Annotated in this window: 24 protein-coding genes and 1 tRNA gene; 10 read left to right on the top strand and 15 right to left on the bottom strand. The window is 28.5% G+C overall.

Translation table 11 applies throughout. From position 1 onward, the window contains the following. The first annotated feature begins 40 nt into the window (after window positions 1-40). From nqrE to H9I45_RS08315, 5 genes are all read left to right on the top strand, one after another. Window positions 41-766: an NADH:ubiquinone reductase (Na(+)-transporting) subunit E gene (gene nqrE / locus H9I45_RS08335; protein WP_088355439.1), complete on the top strand. Its 726-nt coding sequence runs from the start codon at window positions 41-43 to the stop codon at window positions 764-766. A 1-nt stretch (window position 767) separates the two neighbouring features. Then, on the top strand, window positions 768-2,078 hold the full coding sequence (gene nqrF / locus H9I45_RS08330; RefSeq protein WP_088355440.1) for an NADH:ubiquinone reductase (Na(+)-transporting) subunit F: 1,311 nt from the start codon (window positions 768-770) through the stop codon (window positions 2,076-2,078). Between the two features lie 398 nt (window positions 2,079-2,476). Further along, a complete protein-coding gene (locus H9I45_RS08325; RefSeq protein WP_176397609.1) occupies window positions 2,477-3,571 on the top strand; it encodes a tetratricopeptide repeat protein in 1,095 nt (364 codons plus the stop codon). 63 nt (window positions 3,572-3,634) lie between these two features. Next, window positions 3,635-4,360, top strand: coding sequence for a sensor histidine kinase (locus H9I45_RS08320; RefSeq protein ID WP_088355442.1), 726 nt, complete (start codon window positions 3,635-3,637; stop codon window positions 4,358-4,360). A 5-nt stretch (window positions 4,361-4,365) separates the two neighbouring features. After that, window positions 4,366-5,097: a LytR/AlgR family response regulator transcription factor gene (locus tag H9I45_RS08315; protein ID WP_088355443.1), complete on the top strand. Its 732-nt coding sequence runs from the start codon at window positions 4,366-4,368 to the stop codon at window positions 5,095-5,097. Between the two features lie 344 nt (window positions 5,098-5,441). Here H9I45_RS08315 and H9I45_RS08310 read toward each other — a convergent pair whose 3' ends face one another. Together H9I45_RS08310 and H9I45_RS08305 are read right to left on the bottom strand one after the other, a co-directional pair. After that, entirely contained in the window at window positions 5,442-5,633 is a 192-nt protein-coding gene (locus H9I45_RS08310) for a hypothetical protein (protein ID WP_088355444.1), read from the bottom strand. Window positions 5,634-5,718: 85 nt separating this feature from the next. Beyond that, a complete protein-coding gene (locus H9I45_RS08305) occupies window positions 5,719-6,180 on the bottom strand; it encodes a Na(+)-translocating NADH-quinone reductase subunit F (protein ID WP_088355445.1) in 462 nt (153 codons plus the stop codon). 123 nt (window positions 6,181-6,303) lie between these two features. Here H9I45_RS08305 and H9I45_RS08300 point away from each other — a divergent pair, with 123 nt between their 5' ends. The 4 genes from H9I45_RS08300 to H9I45_RS08285 all read left to right on the top strand — a co-directional run bounded on the left by H9I45_RS08300 (window position 6,304) and on the right by H9I45_RS08285 (window position 8,154). Next, window positions 6,304-7,092: an alpha/beta hydrolase gene (locus H9I45_RS08300; protein ID WP_228454806.1), complete on the top strand. Its 789-nt coding sequence runs from the start codon at window positions 6,304-6,306 to the stop codon at window positions 7,090-7,092. A 48-nt stretch (window positions 7,093-7,140) separates the two neighbouring features. Further along, window positions 7,141-7,596, top strand: a complete 456-nt coding sequence (locus H9I45_RS08295; RefSeq protein ID WP_088355447.1) for a retropepsin-like aspartic protease — start codon at window positions 7,141-7,143, stop codon at window positions 7,594-7,596. 15 nt (window positions 7,597-7,611) lie between these two features. Beyond that, window positions 7,612-8,064: a GatB/YqeY domain-containing protein gene (locus tag H9I45_RS08290; protein WP_088355448.1), complete on the top strand. Its 453-nt coding sequence runs from the start codon at window positions 7,612-7,614 to the stop codon at window positions 8,062-8,064. A 16-nt stretch (window positions 8,065-8,080) separates the two neighbouring features. Beyond that, window positions 8,081-8,154, top strand: a tRNA-Arg gene (locus H9I45_RS08285). Between the two features lie 117 nt (window positions 8,155-8,271). Here H9I45_RS08285 and H9I45_RS08280 read toward each other — a convergent pair. From H9I45_RS08280 to H9I45_RS08260, 5 genes are all read right to left on the bottom strand, one after another. Then, a complete protein-coding gene (locus H9I45_RS08280; RefSeq protein WP_088355449.1) occupies window positions 8,272-9,648 on the bottom strand; it encodes an exonuclease domain-containing protein in 1,377 nt (458 codons plus the stop codon). Then, a complete protein-coding gene (gene rpe, locus H9I45_RS08275; RefSeq protein ID WP_088355450.1) occupies window positions 9,649-10,305 on the bottom strand; it encodes a ribulose-phosphate 3-epimerase in 657 nt (218 codons plus the stop codon). It abuts the gene before it with no gap. A 180-nt stretch (window positions 10,306-10,485) separates the two neighbouring features. Then, window positions 10,486-11,886, bottom strand: a complete 1,401-nt coding sequence (locus H9I45_RS08270; protein ID WP_088355451.1) for an AraC family transcriptional regulator — start codon at window positions 11,884-11,886, stop codon at window positions 10,486-10,488. A gap of 183 nt (window positions 11,887-12,069) precedes the next feature. After that, complete coding sequence (locus H9I45_RS08265) at window positions 12,070-12,471, bottom strand: GNAT family N-acetyltransferase (RefSeq protein ID WP_191141225.1); 402 nt, start codon at window positions 12,469-12,471, stop codon at window positions 12,070-12,072. Between the two features lie 143 nt (window positions 12,472-12,614). Further along, window positions 12,615-13,034: a winged helix-turn-helix transcriptional regulator gene (locus tag H9I45_RS08260; RefSeq protein WP_191141224.1), complete on the bottom strand. Its 420-nt coding sequence runs from the start codon at window positions 13,032-13,034 to the stop codon at window positions 12,615-12,617. Window positions 13,035-13,129: 95 nt separating this feature from the next. Between H9I45_RS08260 and H9I45_RS08255 the strand changes: the two genes are divergently transcribed. After that, window positions 13,130-13,573 (top strand): SRPBCC family protein, encoded by a 444-nt coding sequence (locus H9I45_RS08255; RefSeq protein ID WP_088355503.1) that lies wholly within the window; start codon window positions 13,130-13,132, stop codon window positions 13,571-13,573. Window positions 13,574-13,719: 146 nt separating this feature from the next. On the opposite strand, the gene H9I45_RS08250 is transcribed toward H9I45_RS08255, so the two are convergent. From H9I45_RS08250 to H9I45_RS08215, 8 genes are all read right to left on the bottom strand, one after another. After that, window positions 13,720-13,896: a hypothetical protein gene (locus H9I45_RS08250; RefSeq protein WP_176397611.1), complete on the bottom strand. Its 177-nt coding sequence runs from the start codon at window positions 13,894-13,896 to the stop codon at window positions 13,720-13,722. Next, on the bottom strand, window positions 13,886-14,863 hold the full coding sequence (locus H9I45_RS08245) for a hypothetical protein (RefSeq protein ID WP_140422792.1): 978 nt from the start codon (window positions 14,861-14,863) through the stop codon (window positions 13,886-13,888). Before H9I45_RS08245 ends, H9I45_RS08250 begins: the two co-directional genes overlap by 11 nt. Before the next feature lie 165 nt (window positions 14,864-15,028). After that, window positions 15,029-15,442, bottom strand: coding sequence for a hypothetical protein (locus tag H9I45_RS08240; protein ID WP_191141223.1), 414 nt, complete (start codon window positions 15,440-15,442; stop codon window positions 15,029-15,031). A 160-nt stretch (window positions 15,443-15,602) separates the two neighbouring features. Beyond that, the gene (locus H9I45_RS08235) at window positions 15,603-16,301 is read right to left on the bottom strand and encodes a hypothetical protein (RefSeq protein ID WP_140422783.1); all 699 of its coding nucleotides are present in this window, start codon (window positions 16,299-16,301) and stop codon (window positions 15,603-15,605) included. Between the two features lie 183 nt (window positions 16,302-16,484). Then, the gene (locus H9I45_RS08230; RefSeq protein WP_088355313.1) at window positions 16,485-17,180 is read right to left on the bottom strand and encodes a hypothetical protein; all 696 of its coding nucleotides are present in this window, start codon (window positions 17,178-17,180) and stop codon (window positions 16,485-16,487) included. A 152-nt stretch (window positions 17,181-17,332) separates the two neighbouring features. After that, complete coding sequence (locus H9I45_RS08225) at window positions 17,333-17,998, bottom strand: hypothetical protein (RefSeq protein ID WP_088355314.1); 666 nt, start codon at window positions 17,996-17,998, stop codon at window positions 17,333-17,335. 160 nt (window positions 17,999-18,158) lie between these two features. Beyond that, window positions 18,159-19,055, bottom strand: a complete 897-nt coding sequence (locus H9I45_RS08220) for a GIY-YIG nuclease family protein (protein ID WP_088355315.1) — start codon at window positions 19,053-19,055, stop codon at window positions 18,159-18,161. 15 nt (window positions 19,056-19,070) lie between these two features. Further along, on the bottom strand, window positions 19,071-19,700 hold the full coding sequence (locus H9I45_RS08215; RefSeq protein WP_088355316.1) for a hypothetical protein: 630 nt from the start codon (window positions 19,698-19,700) through the stop codon (window positions 19,071-19,073). Window positions 19,701-19,803 lie beyond the last annotated feature (103 nt).

Raw genomic sequence — 19,803 nt, 5'->3', positions numbered from 1 at the left:
CTAACTGATTTCTGAAACTGAAAACTGAAAACTAAAAAATATGGAGCACGTAGAATTATTTTTCAAATCAATTTTTATTGATAATATGGTGTTTGCGGTTTTCTTAGGTATGTGTTCATACTTAGCCGTATCTAAAAAAGTAGCAACAGCAGTTGGTTTAGGAGCTGCCGTAATTTTTGTATTGGCAATAACAGTTCCATTGAACTGGTTATTAGATCAATATTTATTACAACCAGGTGCGTTAGTTTGGTTGGGAGATGAATATGCAGATTACGATTTAGGTTTCCTTTCTTTTATTATGTTTATTGCAACTATTGCAACAATGGTGCAGTTGGTAGAGATAATTGTAGAGAAATTTTCACCATCATTATATAACTCATTAGGTATTTTCTTACCATTAATTGCAGTAAACTGTGCAATTTTAGGAGGTTCTTTATTTATGCAAGCAAGAGAGATTGAATCTTTAGGTTTGGCATTTAATTACGGAGTTTCATCTGGAATTGGTTGGTTTTTAGCAATTTTAGCAATTGCAGCCATTCGTGAGAAAATTAGATATTCAAGTGTTCCTCCAGCATTAAGAGGTTTAGGAATTACTTTTATTATTACTGGTTTAATGGGAATTGGTTTCTTAAGTTTTGGAGGAATGTTAACTGGTGGAGATGAAGAGGGAGAACCTTCTACAGAGCCAGAAGTTGTTACTGAAAAGGTGGTAAAAAAGGATTTAGAAAAAGAAGAAATAGCAAAAAATACTAAAACTATAAATTAATATGATTTTAGCAGCAGGAACAACAGGAACTGTAATCGCAACAGTAGTAGCGTTTTTAATAATAGCTTTATTATTAATTACAATATTACTAGTTGTAAAACAAAAATTATCGCCATCAGGTCCCGTAAAGATTATGATTAATGGCGAAAGAGAAATTGAAGTAGCTTCAGGAGATTCTTTACTAACTACTTTAGGTAGTAATAAAATTTTCTTACCATCTGCTTGTGGTGGAGGTGGAACATGTATTCAATGCGAATGTCATGTGAATTCTGGTGGAGGAGAAGCTTTACCTACAGAAGTTCCTCATTTTTCTAGAAAAGAACTAAAAGAAGGAGCACGTTTGGCTTGTCAGGTTAAAGTAAAACAAGACATGAACATTTCTATTCCAGAAGAAGTTTTCGGAATTAAGAAATGGGATGCAGTTGTAGTAAGAAATTACAATGTGGCTTCTTTTATTAAGGAATTTGTAGTAGAAATTCCAGAAGATATGGGTTATAAAGCTGGTGGATATATTCAAATTGAAATTCCTCCTTGTGAAGTAAAGTTCGAAAATATGGACATTACTGCACACCCAGAAGAACATGAAACTCCAGATAAATTTGAAGCAGAATGGAATAAGTTTAAACTACGTCCGTTAGTTATGAAAAATACCGAAACTGTGGAAAGAGCTTATTCAATGGCTTCTTACCCAGCAGAGGGAAGAGAAATTATGTTAAACGTTCGTATTGCAACACCGCCATTTGATAGAGCAAAAGGTGGTTGGATGGATGTAAATCCAGGAGTTGCCTCTTCATATATTTTCAATTTGAAAAAAGGAGACAAATGTGTAATTTCTGGACCTTATGGAGAATTCTTCATAAACGAATCGGATGCAGAAATGTTATATGTTGGTGGTGGAGCAGGAATGGCGCCAATGCGTTCTCACTTATATCACTTATTCAGAACTCTTAAAACAGGTAGAAAAGTAACTTATTGGTATGGTGGACGTTCGAAAGCAGAATTGTTTTACATCGATCACTTTAGAGCATTAGAAAAAGATTTTCCAAACTTTAAGTTCTTTATTGCATTATCAGACCCTTTAGATTCGGATAATTGGAAAGTTAAAAAAGATATTAATGATGAAGCTGGAGATGGTTTTGTAGGGTTTATTCACAATTGTGTAATAGATAACTACCTAAATCTTCACGAATCTCCAGAAGATTTAGAATTATACTTCTGTGGACCACCATTAATGAACAAAGCAGTACAAAAAATGGGAGAAGATTTTGGTATGCCAGATGAAAATATCCGATTTGATGATTTTGGAGGATAGACTTCAATATTAAATTAAATATTATATAAAACCGATTTAGAAATGAATCGGTTTTTTTTTGTCCCTGAAAATAGAAACTTTGTCCTCAAAAAAAATAGCTTAATCCCATTTTATTTTTTAAGTACTTTAAATACTGTAGTTTTATTATATAATGAAACAATGTCCAAAATGTAAATCGTTTTCTAGAACAAAAGTTCAAAGATCTTTTTACCAAAAAATTTTAAGATTTAAGTTGTATAAATGTGGAAAATGTTATTCTAATTATTTATGGCATCCACTTTTTAATATCTGTTTTAAGACATTTAATAATTGATTAAAATTTACTTACTTTTATAAAAATAGCTACACAGATAATGTACAAAACGAATTTTATCAAATTTTTTTCCCTCTGTATAATTTTGTGTAGCATTTTTGCTTTTCAAAAGCAAGATCAAATTACTACAAAAAAAGATTTCGAGAATTTTGTTACTTATTTCAAAAAAATAGATAAGGAAAATAAAACTGAAGATATAGTAGCAACTACAACAAAAAACTTACTTTATCAATCTTTAGATTGGGCAGAAAATAGAGGTACAGAAGACCAAAAACTTACCATAAAACTTTTAGAAATAAGTTATCTAAATAAGCTTAAAAAAGATATAGAAGTAATAAATAAAGCAGAGTTTTTATTAAAAAGCACAAAAGTAGCAGAACTAAAAGATGTGGTTTATATGTTACAAGATTTAAACCAAGCATATTCTAGAACCGAGCAATATAACAATCTATTAAATAGCTACACACTATACCATAACTTGTTATTAAAGCATAATATTCCTTCTAGGAAATCTAGTAAAAACAACAGAATAGCATTAGCCTATTATCGTTTAAGAAACTACGAAAAAGCCAAGAAGTATTTTATAGAAAGAGGAAAAGGTTTTATAGAGGAAAACGATTATTTTGGTTACAGTAGTGCTAATAACGATATTGGTTTGTGTTTTTTTAAGATGAATCAATTAGATAGTGCTAAATTTTATTTCGAAAAAGCAATCGCTATTTTAGATGATAAAATTGATTTTAAAAGGGCTATAGGTTTTAGAAAAGTTATTGAAGAAAACATTGCAAGTATTTGGGTAGAAAAAGGAAATTATAACAAAGCATTACCCATTTTACTAGGCGAAGTAAATTTTAGTAGAAAGCAACAAGATTTTAAGAGAATGGCACACGCCTACCATGAAGTTGCAAATGTGTATTATTTAAAGCACGAACCTAAAATAGCTCTAAAATATATAGATAGCATTTTTATATATTTAGAAAAAGATAACAACCCTAATTTAAAAGAAGAATCTTTATTTTTAAAAGGGAAAACTTTTTTAAAACTGAATCTGTTTAACAAAGCAGATGAAGTTTTAATCGCTGCAGAAAAGTATAAAGATTCTTTAGAGTTGGTAAAACTTGAAAACCAGTATCTAATAGCAGCAGTAAAATTCGAAACAGAAAAGAAAGAACTGGAATAAAAAAAGAGTTTACAGAAAAATGAAATTGATAGGGCAACCAAAACATACCAAAAAGTAGCATTATTGCTTTTAATTGCTTTATTATTAGCAATGTATTTTTCTCTTAGAAAGACCATAAAAAACAAAGAAATAATAACCAATCAAAAAATAGAAGCAGAGAAAAGTGCCAAAGAAAAAGAGTTGTTATTAAAAGAGCTACACCATCGTGTAAAAAATAATTTACAAGTAATATCGAGTATTTTAGAATTACAATCTTTAAAAAGCGATAATAAAGAATTGAGTAAGATTTTAAAAGTTGGGCAAGATAGAATTCATGCAATGTCTTTAATACACCAGCAATTGTATCAAAATAATAACATCAGTTCCATAAATTTTAAAGAATATATTTCAACATTAATAGAACATATTAAAATATCTAATTATCAAGAATCTGTTGTTGTTCAATTTAAAATTGATACAAAAGACTTTACTTTTCCAGTAAATATTTCGGTTCCATTAGGTTTAATTATAAATGAACTAATTACAAATGCATACAAACACGCTTTTACAAATCGTAATAAAGGTAAAATAACGATTCAGTTAAATAAAAAGTCGAGAGAAAATATATATATATTATTGATAAAAGACAATGGTATTGGTATGAGCAATCCAATAGATTTTAATAATATAGATACATTAGGTTTAAAATTAGTTAAATTGTTAGCAAAACAATTACAAGGAACTATGGAGTATGTGAATGATAATGGTAGTAGTTTCTTAATTACTTTTAAAGACGATGTAATAATTTAAAACTTATGGGGCAAAAGCTACAAATACTTATTGTTGAAGATGAAGAAATTATTGCAGAAAATTTACGTTTAACTTTAAAGAATTTAGGGTACGAAATTGCTGGTGTTGTTAATAATGCATTAGATGCAATAGATGTCTTAGTGAATGAAAAAGTAGATTTAGCCATTTTAGATATAAATATTCAAGGAAGCAAAAACGGAATTTGGATTGCCAATTATATTCGTAAATCGTATCATATTCCATATTTGTTTTTAACCGCTTTTGGCGACGAAAAAACAATCTTAGAAGCTACAGAAACGAGGCCTTATGGATATTTACTAAAGCCGTTTGTAAAAGAAAGTTTATTAGCTTCCATAAAAATTGCACTCGTTAATTTTACTGAAAAAGATAACTTATTAAATAAAGAAAAAACGGTTTTAAAATTAGAAGAAAATGTAATCTATATTAAAGTAAAAGAAGCGTATGTAAAATTAATTACAGATAATATTTACTTTATTGAGTCAGATAGAAATTACATTCAAATTTTTACAAAAGACTCAAATTATTTGTTAAGAAGTTCTTTATCGCAAATAAAAGAACTTTTGCCAAAAACTTTTTTACAAGTGCATAGATCTTTTATTATCAATACAAAAAAGATAGATTCTATTACCAAACTTCAAATTTCTTTGGGAGAATATACTGTTCAATTAAGTAATTCTTATAAAGAAGAATTGTATAAGATACTGCAAATAAAATAATTTCTTATCTATAAAATAGAGCGTTTCATCTATAAATAGTAGGTTTCTATAGAATATATTTACACAATTTGCTTTTAATTCTTACTATTGGTAAACAATACCATTAGATGAGTAAATGTCCAAATTGTAAAAGAGAAGAAAAAAGAGACTTAGTCGTAGATGATTTTTTTCCTGTTGTAAAACAAAAAAAATGTTTCAACTGTAGAAAGAAATATATCTGGATTCGTCTTTTACGTGAAAATTATTTTTTGGCAAGAAAATCACTACTATAAATTTCTCGCATAAAAAAAAGCTTTAATATTTAGTTAAAGCTTTTGTAAGATATTATTAAATAATAAGAATGTTTAGTTTTTATCTTTAATCTTAATATCAACATTTCCTTTATCATCAGCTTTTACACTTCCTTTAGAAGTTTCAACACTTATTTTCTTTTTTGCTTCAACTTCTGTTTTTACTGTTTTTTCTTTTTTCTTATCTTCTCTACAAGAACTAAAAGATATTGATATACAAAGAGCTGCAAATATTAATTTTTTCATAACTTATAATTTTAGATTTCCCGCAAATTAATACTTAACTAAGAGCAATTTTAACACATTAAAGTTATTTGTTATCCCATTTACATTAATTTAAAAAAGTTTCAAGATGATATATGGGTTCGTCATTTTCAAACTCAAACAGTTTCGAATAATCCATTACATTAGGTGTTTTATCCAACTCACACAAATAAGCCACAACATTACACAAACCCTTAAATAAAATGTCTTTATTTGTTGGGTTTTGTGGTTTAGAATTATAGTGGCATAAAGGTGTTTTAAAGCCACAAGCTTCTAAAAATATTTTTTCGATTTGTAGAATCTCTAATGGCGAATATCCATTGAATTTCCTACCCAAATTTTCGTGAACTCGACCAACATAACTCAATTCTAAAGAACCATGCTCGTTAGAAAGATGCTTCCAACTATCTAAATTATCTAAAATATTACCAACAGCACAAGCTGTACAGTCTTCAGGATTTAACCTGTTGTTATGAAAAGCATTGTACAATTTCACTAAAGCCTGCTCTAATCTTTTGGAAGTTTTCATATCATTTTATTTACAATTAACTAAAAATAGTAATTATTTAAAAGGAAGTCAAACCTAATAATGTTAAAGTTTCTATTTAGAATCTTTAAAAATGAGTAGTTTCGTGAAATTTATTTTATTAAAATGATGTATTTAGGAGTGTTTTTTATCATATTAATGTTCATTTTTTTTGGGATTTATTTTTTTCAAGAAAAATTAATCTTTCTAAATGGTAGAAAGGTTGATAAAGATTATCAATACAAATTCTCAAATAAATTTCAAGAAATTTTTATAGATACAACAGATGGGAATCAGATTAATGCACTTCATTTTAAATTAGAAAATCCAAAAGGAATTGTTCTATTCTGTCATGGGAATAATGGAAATTTAATAAAATGGGGAGAAAGAGTTTCTTATTTTATTGAATATAATTATGAAGTATTGGTTTTCGATTATAGAAATTACGGAAAAAGCACAGGTAAATTCAACGAAAATAAAATGTACGAAGATGCCTTGTCTGTTTACGATTATTTAAAGAAAAATTATAAAGAAGAAACAATTGTGGTTTATGGTTTTTCCTTGGGAAGTACTTTTGCGACAAAAATTGCAGCAGTAAACTTCCCAAAAGAATTAATTTTAGAAGCGCCATTTTTCAATTTTAAAAAAGCGGTACAATTCTATGCTAAGTTTGCGCCCACATTTTTATTGAAGTATAAATTCAGGTCAGATTTAGATATTGTTAAGGTTTCGGTTCCAATTACAATTTTTCATGGAAATTTAGACAAAGTAACTTCTTTTAAAGATTCTAAAGCATTAGTAAGATTAAACAAATCAACAAAAAATAGATGTATAGAAATTGATAAAGGAACACACCATAATATTAGAATGTCTAAAACCTACAAAGAAAACCTGAAAGAAATTTTGGAGCGATAGTATTTTCTAAATTTTATAAATTGTATTTTTGAAATCTTAAAAATTTATATGAAACGTTTAGAAAAAATTTTAAAGAAGAATAAATACGTAAAGATTTCATTAAAAAAAATTGCAACAAATCATCTAGAATTAAAAGCAAAAATTAACGGAGTTAATGGGCGTTTTATTTTAGATACAGGTGCATCTAATTCTTGCGTAGGTTTAAATGCTGTAGAAAACTTTAAATTAATTGCCGAAGAAAGTGAGACAAAAGCTGCAGGAGCAGGAGCAACAGACATGGAAACGCAACTTTCTGAAAATAATCTTTTAAAAATTGGTAGTTGGAAAACCAAGAAATTCCACTTGGTATTGTTCGATTTATCTCACGTAAATACAGCTTTAACGCAACACAATGCTAAAGAAGTAGATGGTATTATTGGCGCAGATATTTTACAAAGTGGAAAAGCATTTATAGATTATAATAAGAATGTTTTGTATTTAAAAAAGTTGAAGAAAAATAAATAATTAAAAACTAAAAATATGAGTTTGCAAAAACAAGTAATGGATAAAATGAAAGAAGCAATGAAAGCAAAAGATACAGTTGCTTTACAAGCTTTAAGAGCAGTAAAATCGGCTTTTTTATTGGCTAAAACAGAAACTGGTGTTCAAACAGAATTGACAGAAGACCAAGAAATGAAAATTATCCAGAAGCAGGTAAAACAAAGAAAAGATAGTGCTGCAATTTTCATAAAACAAGACAGACAAGATTTAGCAGAACCAGAATTAGCAGAAATTGCAGTTTTAGAACAGTTTTTACCAGAAGCATTAACAGAAGAAGAAATAGAAGGAGTTGTAATTTCTACTATTGATGGAGTAGGAGCTTCAGGAATGCAAGATATGGGAAAAGTAATGGGTATTGTTTCTAAAGAATTAGCTGGCCAAGCAGATGGGAAAACAATTTCTATGTTGGTTAAAAAGCATTTGGCGAAATAATTATTTGTATAAATAAGGCTCCATAGTTCAACTGAATAGAATATCAGATTTCGGCTCTGAGGGTTGCAGGTTTGAATCCTGCTGGAGTCGCAAAAAACCTCAGAATTTAAAAATTCTGAGGTTTTTTTCTATATTTGAATTTAGTTTATCTGTATTTTTTGTGATTTGCAGGAAATAATTGAGATTAATAGAAGTAGAGTTGTTTTTTTAATCATTAGCTAGAAGTTTAATTTCTTCTGTTTTTCTAATATAAGCCGTTAATATTCTTTGAATATCTCTATTATCTTTTTTTGGTTCAACAAAGAATTGATAATCTGCTGGGTTTTCTAACAGCACATCTTGAGAAGTATCTAAATAACCAATTCCTTTGTAGATTCCATCTAAAATTAAAGCAAAACCTACTTCATCTTTTGTTCTTCCTGTTTCTTTAATAATTAAATTTTCTGCATCAATTCCTACAGATTTAATGGCTTGTCTAACACGAATATTATAATCATCCACAGCTTCTTTATCGCAACAAATACCTTTACATTCTTTCAGTTGATAATGAAAACAACTAGAGACATTGGTTTGTAAATGACAATATTTAGGGCATAATTCAAATTCTTTACAAAGAACCTCTAAATGATTTCTACATTCTGCAACAGAATAGTACTTCATTATTGGATTGGGAGCTAATTTTAAGCGGTTATAAGCCAAATGAATAATCCCTTTTTGATCTTCATAAGAAAATAAACCAACAGCTTCTCCTGCTCTTCTTTGCGCTCTATTATATTTTGGATAAATGTGTTTAATTTCTTCAGACTCTAAAAGTAGTGCTAGTAATTCGCTACCAGTTTCTATAAAGGAAATGTCTGCGGTTTCTAAACACATATTTTGTTCCTTTTTCTTCTTATCGTAAAAATGACTGATTACACGTTGCTTTATGTTGTTAGCTTTACCAACATAAATAACTTCTTTTGCTAAATTTTTAAAGTAATAAACGCCAAAAGTTTCGGGTAAATTATCAACAACTTTTTTATCTAAAAGAGGTGGTAAGGTTGCTTGTCTAGAACGTGGGTGCAGAAATGAATTAATAATAAATTGATCATCTCTTTCAATTAACCTTCTAAATAATTCTGTTGTGGCTTCTGCATCGCCTTTGGCTCTGTGTCTGCCGTTAATTGGAATATTTTCTGAAGTACAAATATTACCTAAACTATAAGAATTTAAACCAGGAATAATTTTTCTCGACAAACGAACTGTACATAGTTTTTTTCGTTTAAAATCGAATCCTAAACTTTTAAATTCAGCTTGAATTATGTTATAATCGAAGTTTACATTATGTGCTACAAAAATGGTGTTTTTTGTAATTTCTTCAATCTTTCTAGCAACTTCATAAAATTTAGGCGCATTCCTTACCATTGCATTTGTAATGCCTGTAAGATTGGTAATAAATGGCGGAATATTTTGTTCTGGATTTATAAGTGTTGTGTATTCGTCTACAACTTTTTTTCCATCAAAAACAAAAATGGATATTTCGGTTATTTTAGAACCTTTATATCCATTTCCTGTAGTTTCTATGTCTATTACTGTATATAGCAATTAGTTTATTAGGTTTTTTAAATTTTCTATTGTTTCTGTTGGGTTTTCTGCTCCAAAAACATAACTTCCTGCAACTAGAACATTTGCTCCAGCTTCAATTAATTCATTAGCATTTTTGTTGGTAACTCCTCCATCAATTTCTATTTTACAGTTAGATTTAGAGAATTCAATTAAGTGTCTTAATTGTGCCGTTTTTTTATACGTATTTTCTATAAAAGATTGTCCGCCAAAACCAGGGTTTACACTCATAATACAAACCAAATCTAAATCTACAATAATATCTTCTAAAACAGAGATAGGTGTGTGAGGATTTAATGCAACTCCAGCTTTCATTCCTGCAGCTTTTATTGCTTGAACTGTTCTGTGTAAATGTGTACAAGCTTCGTAATGAACTGTAAGAATATTTGCGCCTAAATCTGCAAATGTTTGTATGTATTGATCTGGGTTTACAATCATTAAATGCACATCAATAGTTTTTGTAGCATGTTTAGAAATTGCTTTTAAAACTGGCATACCGTAAGAAATATTTGGCACAAAAACACCATCCATAATATCAATATGAAACCAATCTGCTTCGCTATTGTTTACCATTTCTACGTCTCTTTGCAAATTACCAAAATCTGCTGCTAAAATTGAAGGTGCAATTAAATTACTCATTTTATTTATTGTATATATTTTGTTTTACAAAGATACTAAGAAAGAGATACTTTGTAATACAGTGTGCCTTTAAAAGAGTTTAAAATTTGAAAAAAAAATAGCTATTTTAGAATTCTCTATTTTAATAATTAAAATTTACACTATTTTTATTTGTTATATACGCATGTTGTGTGGTCGTTTTTATTCAAGTATACCTTTTAGTTCTCTAGTAAATTTCATTGATTCCTTTTCAATCTTTTCGGTTAAACTTCTTTTATTATTAAAATTTGGTTCTTCAACAATTATCTGGTCTATAATAGATAAACTGTCATCAATTGATTCTGCCAAATGATATTTATTCCAATCGCTACCTTTAAAAATCTTCCAATACTTTTTTCGAATACTTTTGTTCTGACCTGATAAGCAAATCGAAAAATACAATTCTTTGTGATTTAAAATGATAACGAATTTAAGTTTTTGCTTTTTTAATTCATCTGTCGTTAGAGAAAAGTAAGAGAAATTAGGGTCTCCCTGATAAATCTTTCCGAGTCTAAAAATTGTGCCATACTCTTTTTGAAAAAAGAGCCTCAATTCTTTCATATAGTTTATCAATTGATGATAATCTAAGTTGTTTTCACATTTTTGGTTTTGAGCTTTATATTTCGACAGATTTACTTTGTTGATTTCTCCAAGTTTAATGTTTTTAGTCTTTTGTAAAGGAATACAAATGTCTAATATGAATTTTTGTTCGGGATGAGTTTTGTGGTCATTATGATACATTTCAAAATAATCACCATCTCTAAATTCATAACCATTTTCTATTACCCAAATACACATACTTTTCCACGCTTTTGAAATTTCTTCTGCTTTAATTTCAAAATGCCCAACGACATAAGTACCTTTTTGTAAGTCTATTTGTCTAATTTCTCCATCTGCATTAATGTTCTCACTAATTGTTATGCAAGTACTGAATCTTAATTTTGAAGCTTGGGTAACATTAGGGTTGTCGTGATAAATTGTTATTGCTTTAAAATTTGAAGTGTCTAATATTCCTTTTTGATGTCCCCATTCCATTAACTTTTGAAACATATTAGCTACCTTTTCGAAGCTCCCAATATGAGATATACTTGCAAGTTTTAATTCAGGAAGTTCTTTAATCGTTATTTGTGTATTCATTTTAGTCCATTGTTTAATATCATTAATGGAACAAATGTATTTTTCGGTTGAAAAAAATTCTATACCAATCTTGCTAAGTATTTCTTTTCCCTCAGATTTAAATTTAGTTGGACTGATACCATAGTATTTCTTAAATGCTCGTGAAAAAGAGTTGTCACTATTAAAACCGTATTTGTAAGCTAAATCGATTAAGGGAATCTTTGGTTCAACAAGTAGAATTGAAGCAATTCGCTCAATTCTTTTTCTATTGATAAACTCATTTAATCTTTCGTTAACTACTGTTAGAAATACTCTATGAAAGTGGTAAGGTGAATAATGAGCTTTCTTTGATAAATATTCAAGTGATAGGTCAACATCAAGATTTTTATCAATAAAATCTAAGACGAAATTTATTCGTTTGAGATATTCTTGTCTTGTTTCGACCATTTTATTTCGGTTTTCTCAAATGCCACACAACGTGTTTGTATAAGAATAGTTGCGGGTTTGTATGCGAGGATTTTCCGAAGGAAAATCAGACGTTACAAACTCGCAACGACCTTTGGTTAAGCACTAAACCGCAATTATTTTTATACAGTGTTGTGCATCAGGCTTTTTTATATCTAAATTAAATTATTCAGTTCGACGTATTATAAATCCATTTTCAACTTTATCAAATCCAATTTTAGGATAGTATTCCATTGCTAATGGTGCGGAAAGCAAAATTAATGCAGTTTGTTTACCTATTTCTTTTTCTGTCAGTTTTATTAGTTGCCTTCCGATTCCTTCTTTTTGGTATTCGCTTTTCACAGCTAAATCCGACAAATAGCAAGCATAACAAAAATCAGTTATTGAGCGTGATATTCCAATCAGCTCATTATTCAACCACGCGGTTATAATCAGATTAGAATTTTTATACATTTTAGTAATTCGGTCGCTATCTTTTGTCGGTCTTTTGATTCCCGAACTATCATAAACCTCAATTATTTCAGATGTTTTTGGAACTATTCCGATTTTAAATTCTATATTTTTCATTTCGATTAGTCGTTTTTTTAGCTTGTGCACAACGTTTATGTATAAGATTAGTGCGGTTTTGTGTGCAAGGATTTTCCGCAGGAAAATCAGATGTAGCAAAACAGGACTTATCGCTGGTTTAAGCACAGAACCAAGCATTGATTTTATACTTTGTTGTGGGTAGTTTTTATTCTGTCAACTATTTCCGATGTCACTTTATTAAAATTAGAATTCAATTCATTTTTAAATTCACGATTAGCATTATTTCCGTCAATATTGTTTGCTCCCCATTTATAAATTTCAATAACTATCGGAATTAATTCAATTCCTTTTTCTGTTAACGAATACAGATATGAAGATTTATTATTCCTATCAACTTCTTTTTTTACAACATCATTTTCAAGTAGTCGATTTAATCGGTCAGCAAGAATATTTGTAGATATTTTTTCAACTGTTACTAACTCGTTAAAGTGTCTGTTGTTAAAGAAAATAAAATCTCTTAAAATTAGTAAAGTCCATTTGTCTCCAAAAATGTCAAGCGATAAGCTAATTGGACAGTCCGACCTTCTTTCAATCTGTTTCATATGCAAATATATAAAAATGCACTTGTAAAATAAAAGTACTTTTATATATTTGCACTTGTAATTCGCAAGCACTATTAATATTTTAAAATTAAATTATGTCATACACAACAATGGTTTCGATTAATGGAACTACACAACAAGTATTCAATGCTATTTCACAACACGTCCAAAAATGGTGGGGAAATACAGATAATTCAGTTTCTTCAGTTGGTGATGAATTCACAACAAGTTTTGATAGTACTTATTGGAAGTTTAAAATCTCCGAATTTGAACCAAATACAAAAATTGTATGGAAATGTATTGAGGCTAAACATATTCACAACGGTTATGATGGAATTGAAAAAGAGTGGGAAGGAACTCTTGTTGAATGGGTTTTGGAAGAAAAAGGTCAAAACGAAACAATTCTAAATTTCGCACATAATGGATTAGTTCCTGAGTTAAACTGTTATGAAATTTGTTTTCCGGCTTGGGAAAGATTTGTAACTCAAAGTTTAAAGAGTTTTGTTGAAACTGGAACTGGAATGCCTCATCTTTCTTAAATTACCCACAACGTTGTTGTGTAAGATTAGTTGCGTGTTTTAAGCACTAAAGTTAGCAAATAAATCATAGATAGAAAGTCCGCGAGGACTTTCGTAAATTGGCTAAAACCAGCAATTAATTATACACGGTGTTGCCAGTAGTACTTTTATTTTTTTTCAGATTTTTTTCCACCTTCATATATACTTTTCATTTCATCTTTAAATTCAGAAATCCAAGAGGTTCTAAATCCTACTACTTCAACATTATTATTATAATTTTCAAAAAAGTCAAAATTTGTATTTTTATCTTTATTTTCTGAATTATAATTTTTTTTATTCGCCATTTTCTTTAATTTTTAGTATTAACCATTGTTCTAATAAATCAGATATTCCATCTGCTAATCCAAGTAAATTATGAACGTCATATTTTTTATGGAATCCTTCAATTTCGTTACAATCTACACATAAATAACCGAAAAAATGATTTTTTCTTTCATTGGTATTATATGATATAGGAGAAATTGGAACAACCAATTCGCTTTTGTAAGGTAAAGTCCAGTATTTTAATTTCTCTTTTTCTTCTAAATTTTTTTGCATTGTTCCGTAATCCTTTTCACTACTATTACAATAGTTATTCGATTTAGGTAAATTATTAGAGAAAAAATATGCTTTATTTGGAGATTCAATGTTTTTTAGAATTTCACTAAAACAAGTATTATCTTTTATAATATGTTTATTGTTGTTTTTTGCATTATCCCTTCTTTCAAAATAACTTTCTTCATCACGAATCAATGTTATTATTTCAGAGTTTTCAGATATAGGAATATCTTTTTCTTTTAAAATAACCTTTATTGAAATAGAGTAATTATTATTAAATCGTTTCTCAAAAACAGATTTTAACCTATTTGAAAGTTTTATTAATTGATTACTTATATCTTTTTTTGTTACATTTTCATTTCTTTTAATTTTGTTTATTTGAGAAAAAATATCTTTTAAAGCGATAAGTACTTCTCCGTAATAATTATATTTTTTAATTAAGTCTGATTTACTATTACTTTTTTCAAAAACATCGATTTTTTCTTGTTTTTTATTTACAGTTTGCTCAAGATCATCGATTTTTTGTATGTATTGTATAAATGCTCGTACAATAAATGTTATAGTGAAAATTGCTAAACCATATCTAATAGAACGCCAAGTTGTGAAGTCCAAGGTTTTTTGAAAAAAGAAAAAAGTTGCTATGGCTACAGCAAATGAACCAAAATACCATTTCATACTCCAGTGAAAGGCTTCTATTATTGCTTTTTTAAACATACTTCGATTTTTAGTTAGTTTGGTTTTGTATTACTGGCAACGGTTTTGTGTATGATTTGTGGCGTGTTTAAGCAACTAATTTAGCAAATAAAAACCGAATAGAAAATCCGCGAGGATTTTCGTAAGTAGGCGAGAACTAGCCATTAATTATACACGTTGTTGTGTTTAGTTTTTTTCAAAATATAGAGTTTTTTTAATTCCGTTTTTGTCAATAATATATTTTTCAACATATTCTTGGTCAAAAAGAATTTCATAGTTCTCAGGTTTATTCATTAAAACTCTCACTTTAAATACTTTTCCAATATTATTTTCTCCTTCAAGAGTTTTTGTTGTTTCTCCAAAATGTTTTTTCCCATTATACATAAACCAAAACTTGTACTTAAATAGAGGTCCAACTCTGATTCCACTTACAATTCGTTTTTTTTCATATATTTTACCATAAGTTTCAACGGAATTTTGTTTCAATTCAATTTTCTGAATAACAAAGTAAAAAAGAACTATTGATAAAATTAAGACTCCTAATTTCCAACTATTTTTTTTGTAATAATTCCAAGTTTTAGAAATCTTACTTTGTTTCATTAATTTTCTTTTTCAAATTAAACACAACGTGTTTGTATATGGTTTGTTGCGTGGTTTAGCACGTAATTTAGCAAATAAAAACCGAATAGAAAATCCGCGAGGATTTTCATAAGTAGGCAAGAACTAGCAATAAATTATATACGTTGTTGGGTTTAGTACTTTATTCAATACCGATTAATTCATATAATTCAGCCATTCCAGAAAGTTTTTCTTCCCAGACTTTAATTTCCATTGGAAAGTTATTCGGAATAAGTTTAGTTAAATTAATAACGGAATGTATTGGTAATTCAATTTGGTCAGTCACATACATCTCGTAAATCGTATTTCCTAAGTCGCTTTCTGTGTCTTTTTTTATTAAAGTCAATTTGTAACAATCAAAACCCTTTATTTCCTTTCTGTCTTTTCGATTTTCAACTATTTCGTATTCGTGATTTTTAGCAAACAGGTCATACTTTCTATAATTGACAGATTTGGATTTGTCGTAATAGTTTAAAATTCCGCTATTTTTTTGAATCATAAAATAATCGCCAATCATTTTACCTTTTTGTTTGGTATAACGCCAAATAGAGTCATTTTGAATTTCTACATAAATTTCCGTTTCTGGTGTTTGAGTTAGAAAATCAGTCATCTGCATTTCCTTAAGTTTTTTATTCATCAAAGAATCTTTTCCATTCGGCTTGTAAGTTGCATCAATTAAAGAATCCTGCTTTGATTTTAAATTCGAGATTCCATTTTGGGAAGAAACCATAGATTTCTTAAAAACAAACTTTGTCGGTTTGGAACTGTTTTTAGTCAGTTTTTTTGTTGATGAGCAACCAACTAAAAATAGAAATATTAAAATGTAGTTTATATGTTTCATTCGTATTAAACCCAACGGCTCCGTATATGAAAAGTAGTGCTGAAAATAAGCTGTTACTTTTCGGATAAACACAAGCCGAATTTTTAAATTTTACTATTTATTTTATTTTTGGGAAATCGTCAAATTTAAAAATTTGGCGACTTCCGAAAAATGCCCAAGACTTAGTGTTAGCAACGACTTGCGCTATTTTTTATATACATTGTTGTAAGCAGTTTTTTCCGCATCAAATTCTTTAAATAAATTTCCATCTCTATTAATAATCTGAAATTTTTCTCCAATCCATTTCGTTTTATATAAACTATTAAAGAAGTCGTAAACCCTATTCTTTAAAAGGTGTTCTCTAAAAAATACAACTCCATTTTTATCAGTTAACGTAACGTATGCATTTTGTCCGTTTTTGTCAATTTTGTAAATGACTAAACCTCTATAATTACGTTTTCTATTCCACTTAGATAGTTTTTTGTCCTCTGTCTCGTATTCAAATCCGATGTCACTTATTCTATTCGTAATTTCAATTAAAGTATTAGCTTTTTCTTGATTGTGCTTTAGGATATCAGATATAGCTTTCTGTAATATTTTTAATATAACCTTATTCTGTTCGGTTTGATGTAATTTAAAATATTTAGAAAATTCAAATTGTCCGTATGTATATTGTGCAAATCCAACAGCTGTTTCCTTGTATTTATTATCTGGAATTGCAGAAGTGATTCTAATATTTAATTTTCCAATTCCATCAAATTCGAATTTATTTGGAATTAGATACCAAAATATGTCTTGAACAACTTTGGTAGTTTTGTTAAAGTCTAATTTCGTAAATCCATTTGAAAATTCCTGCGAAAATTCACTTTCAATACTTATGTCTGTTAAATATTTCGCCATTTTCTCAAATTGCTTACAACGTGTTTGTATATGGTTTGTTGCGTGGTTTAGCACGTAATTTAGCAAATAAAAACCGAATAGAAAATCCGCGAGGATTTTCGTAAGTAGGCTAGAACTAGCAATAAATTATATACGGTGTTACCACACGTTTTTTATTTCACTATTTTTAATTCAGTCAGTAATTGTTCATTCGAAAATCCAGAACAACTGTCGTCTTGAAAATTAATTTTTTCAATTCCATTGTCAAGATTATAACTAATTCCGAAATTACAAGAATTGTCAGCATTTTGCATTAAATTCAGTTTACGCTCAAATAAAGCTATTCTGTCCATAACGGATTCCGTTATTTTTATTTTTCCACGCTTTATTCTTTTTCCGTTTTTGTAATATTTATATTTTAAAAATCCGTTTTTAGGTTTTAAAGTCAGTTCATCAGATTCAAAAGTTTGATGTCCCCAAGTTGAGTTTAAAACCCAGCTTTGGTCGTTTTGGATTGATTCTTTTATTAGAGATTTCTTTTCGTAATCTTTGAATTTATTTACACAGATTTTTATTTCATTCAGTTCCTTTGCGTTTGTGAAAGTTGTGTCGATTATCTGTCCAAAAATATTCGTGTATTCTATTTTTATAATGTCCGAATTATTGAGTAAAATCTTCTTTTGATTATTCCAATATTTTTCTTCTTGTTCAAATTTTTGTTCAGTTAGAATTTTCGGTTTAGCTCTATCCAATAAAAACATTGTAAATCCATTTTCTTGACTACAATCATTCGCAACTAATTCAATTCTGTTTTGGGCAAACGAAAAGAATGAATTCAAAACTAAAATTGTCGATATGAAAAGCGTTTTTCTCAAATGTGTGGTAACGTTGTTGTATAAGCTTTGTTGCGTGTTTTAAGGAACTAATTTAGTAAATAAAACACAAACCAAGAAAGTCCGCGAGGACTTTCGCAAATAGGCGAGAAGCCAGCAATAAAGTTTATACGGTGTTGTACACAGTATTTTTCACTATCTTTTTTAGTTTTTTCTTAACGATATTAATATCATATTCAACTAAATTTCCAATTTCAAAAGTTTCGTTCTCAAAAACTAAATCTTCTTTAGAAAACTCAATGTTTTCAATGCCACAATATTTGATTTTTCCTATTTTACTTGCAGGATTAAAATAAATGATTTTTCCAATATTCCGAATTTTAAGACCATTTTGAGTAAAACTTTTCTCAATTAAATCTAATGCTTGAGCAAAAGGGATTTTAAAAAACTCTCGGTCTTTTCTAATTCTATAATCACTTAATATTAAATGACTTTCTCGCTCTGCAACTTTACAGTTTTTAACTTTAAAGACTTTTCTAACACCATATGGATTCAAAACTCCTGTGCTTGAATTAATTTGATTAACTCTTTTTGAAACTTTTCCAGTTGTCATTCCAATTTTGAGAATATCAGGCTCATTTTTTAACGATAAAATATAAAGATATTCTTCTGGTGCATTTATTTTTGAATTATAATTTTCAATTAGTTTCTTTAAATAGCACAAGAATATTTTTTCATTTTGTTTGAACTCTTCTAATGAGTTGTTGTTTTTTAGTAGGTTTCTTAATTCAGTGATTAAAAATATTACTCCAACTAATTCACGTTCATTAGGATAATGTAACTTTTCATAAACTGTAAACCAATCTAATTGATTTTTTTTAACTGTTCTATTTAACATTCCTTTTAATTCGGAAAAATCATCAAGAACCTTATTATAAATAATAAAATCATTGAGAAATTTTATAATGCGAAAAATAGATTTTTCATATCTATCAGACATTTCTTTTGAGATTGGATACATACCAAATTCCCATTTATGAGTTTTATCTGTAGTTTTTTTCATCTTTTGTACAGAACTTTATTTTTTACTTTCAACTCGAAGTTGTGGAACTTTTTTAATTGTTCTTTTTAAAACTTCTGCGTTTATTTCCTCTGGATTTTCAGATTCATTCATTATTTCTTTAAAAGATTCCAATTGACCTTTTTGGAAAACCTTTTCAGCTTGAAGCACACTTTTTTCTAACCTATCTTTTACTCTTAAATCCCAAAGCATTTTAGTTATTTCTTCTGATAGTAAAAAAAATAAAAATTTGTATTTATTGTCTTCTTCTTTTTTATTTTCAACACTATACCATTTTTCAAGGCTATTTTTTATTTGTTCTCCATTACTTGCAATTTCAAAGAATTTCTCAAAAGAATCAATTACTTGAACGTGAGCGAATTTATTCCTAATATTCATTAAAGCATTTAGTTTTTTCGCCATTTCTGATTCAAGCCCTTTAATATCTTGAATTATATATGTTTTTTGGCTGAAAGAAAGAGAACTTGAACGAAATCCAAATGATTTTGAAGTTTCGTAATCAATATTTAGTAGACTACCTATTGCTTCAGAGATTAGTGTTTCAATATGTAAAGTATGTTCAATTATGTAAAGCCTCAAATTATCCGTTTTGGATAAAATCTGAATGTCTATTTTTTCAGTATTCATAGGGTTTTTCTCATATTGTGTACAACGTTGTTGTATATGGTTTGTTGCGTGTTTCAAGCAACTAATTTAATAAATAATTACCGACCAAGAAAGTCCGCGAGGA

Source organism: Polaribacter haliotis, assembly GCF_014784055.1.
Lineage (GTDB): Bacteria > Bacteroidota > Bacteroidia > Flavobacteriales > Flavobacteriaceae > Polaribacter > Polaribacter haliotis.
This window is presented reverse-complemented; position numbering and strand designations above follow the sequence as displayed.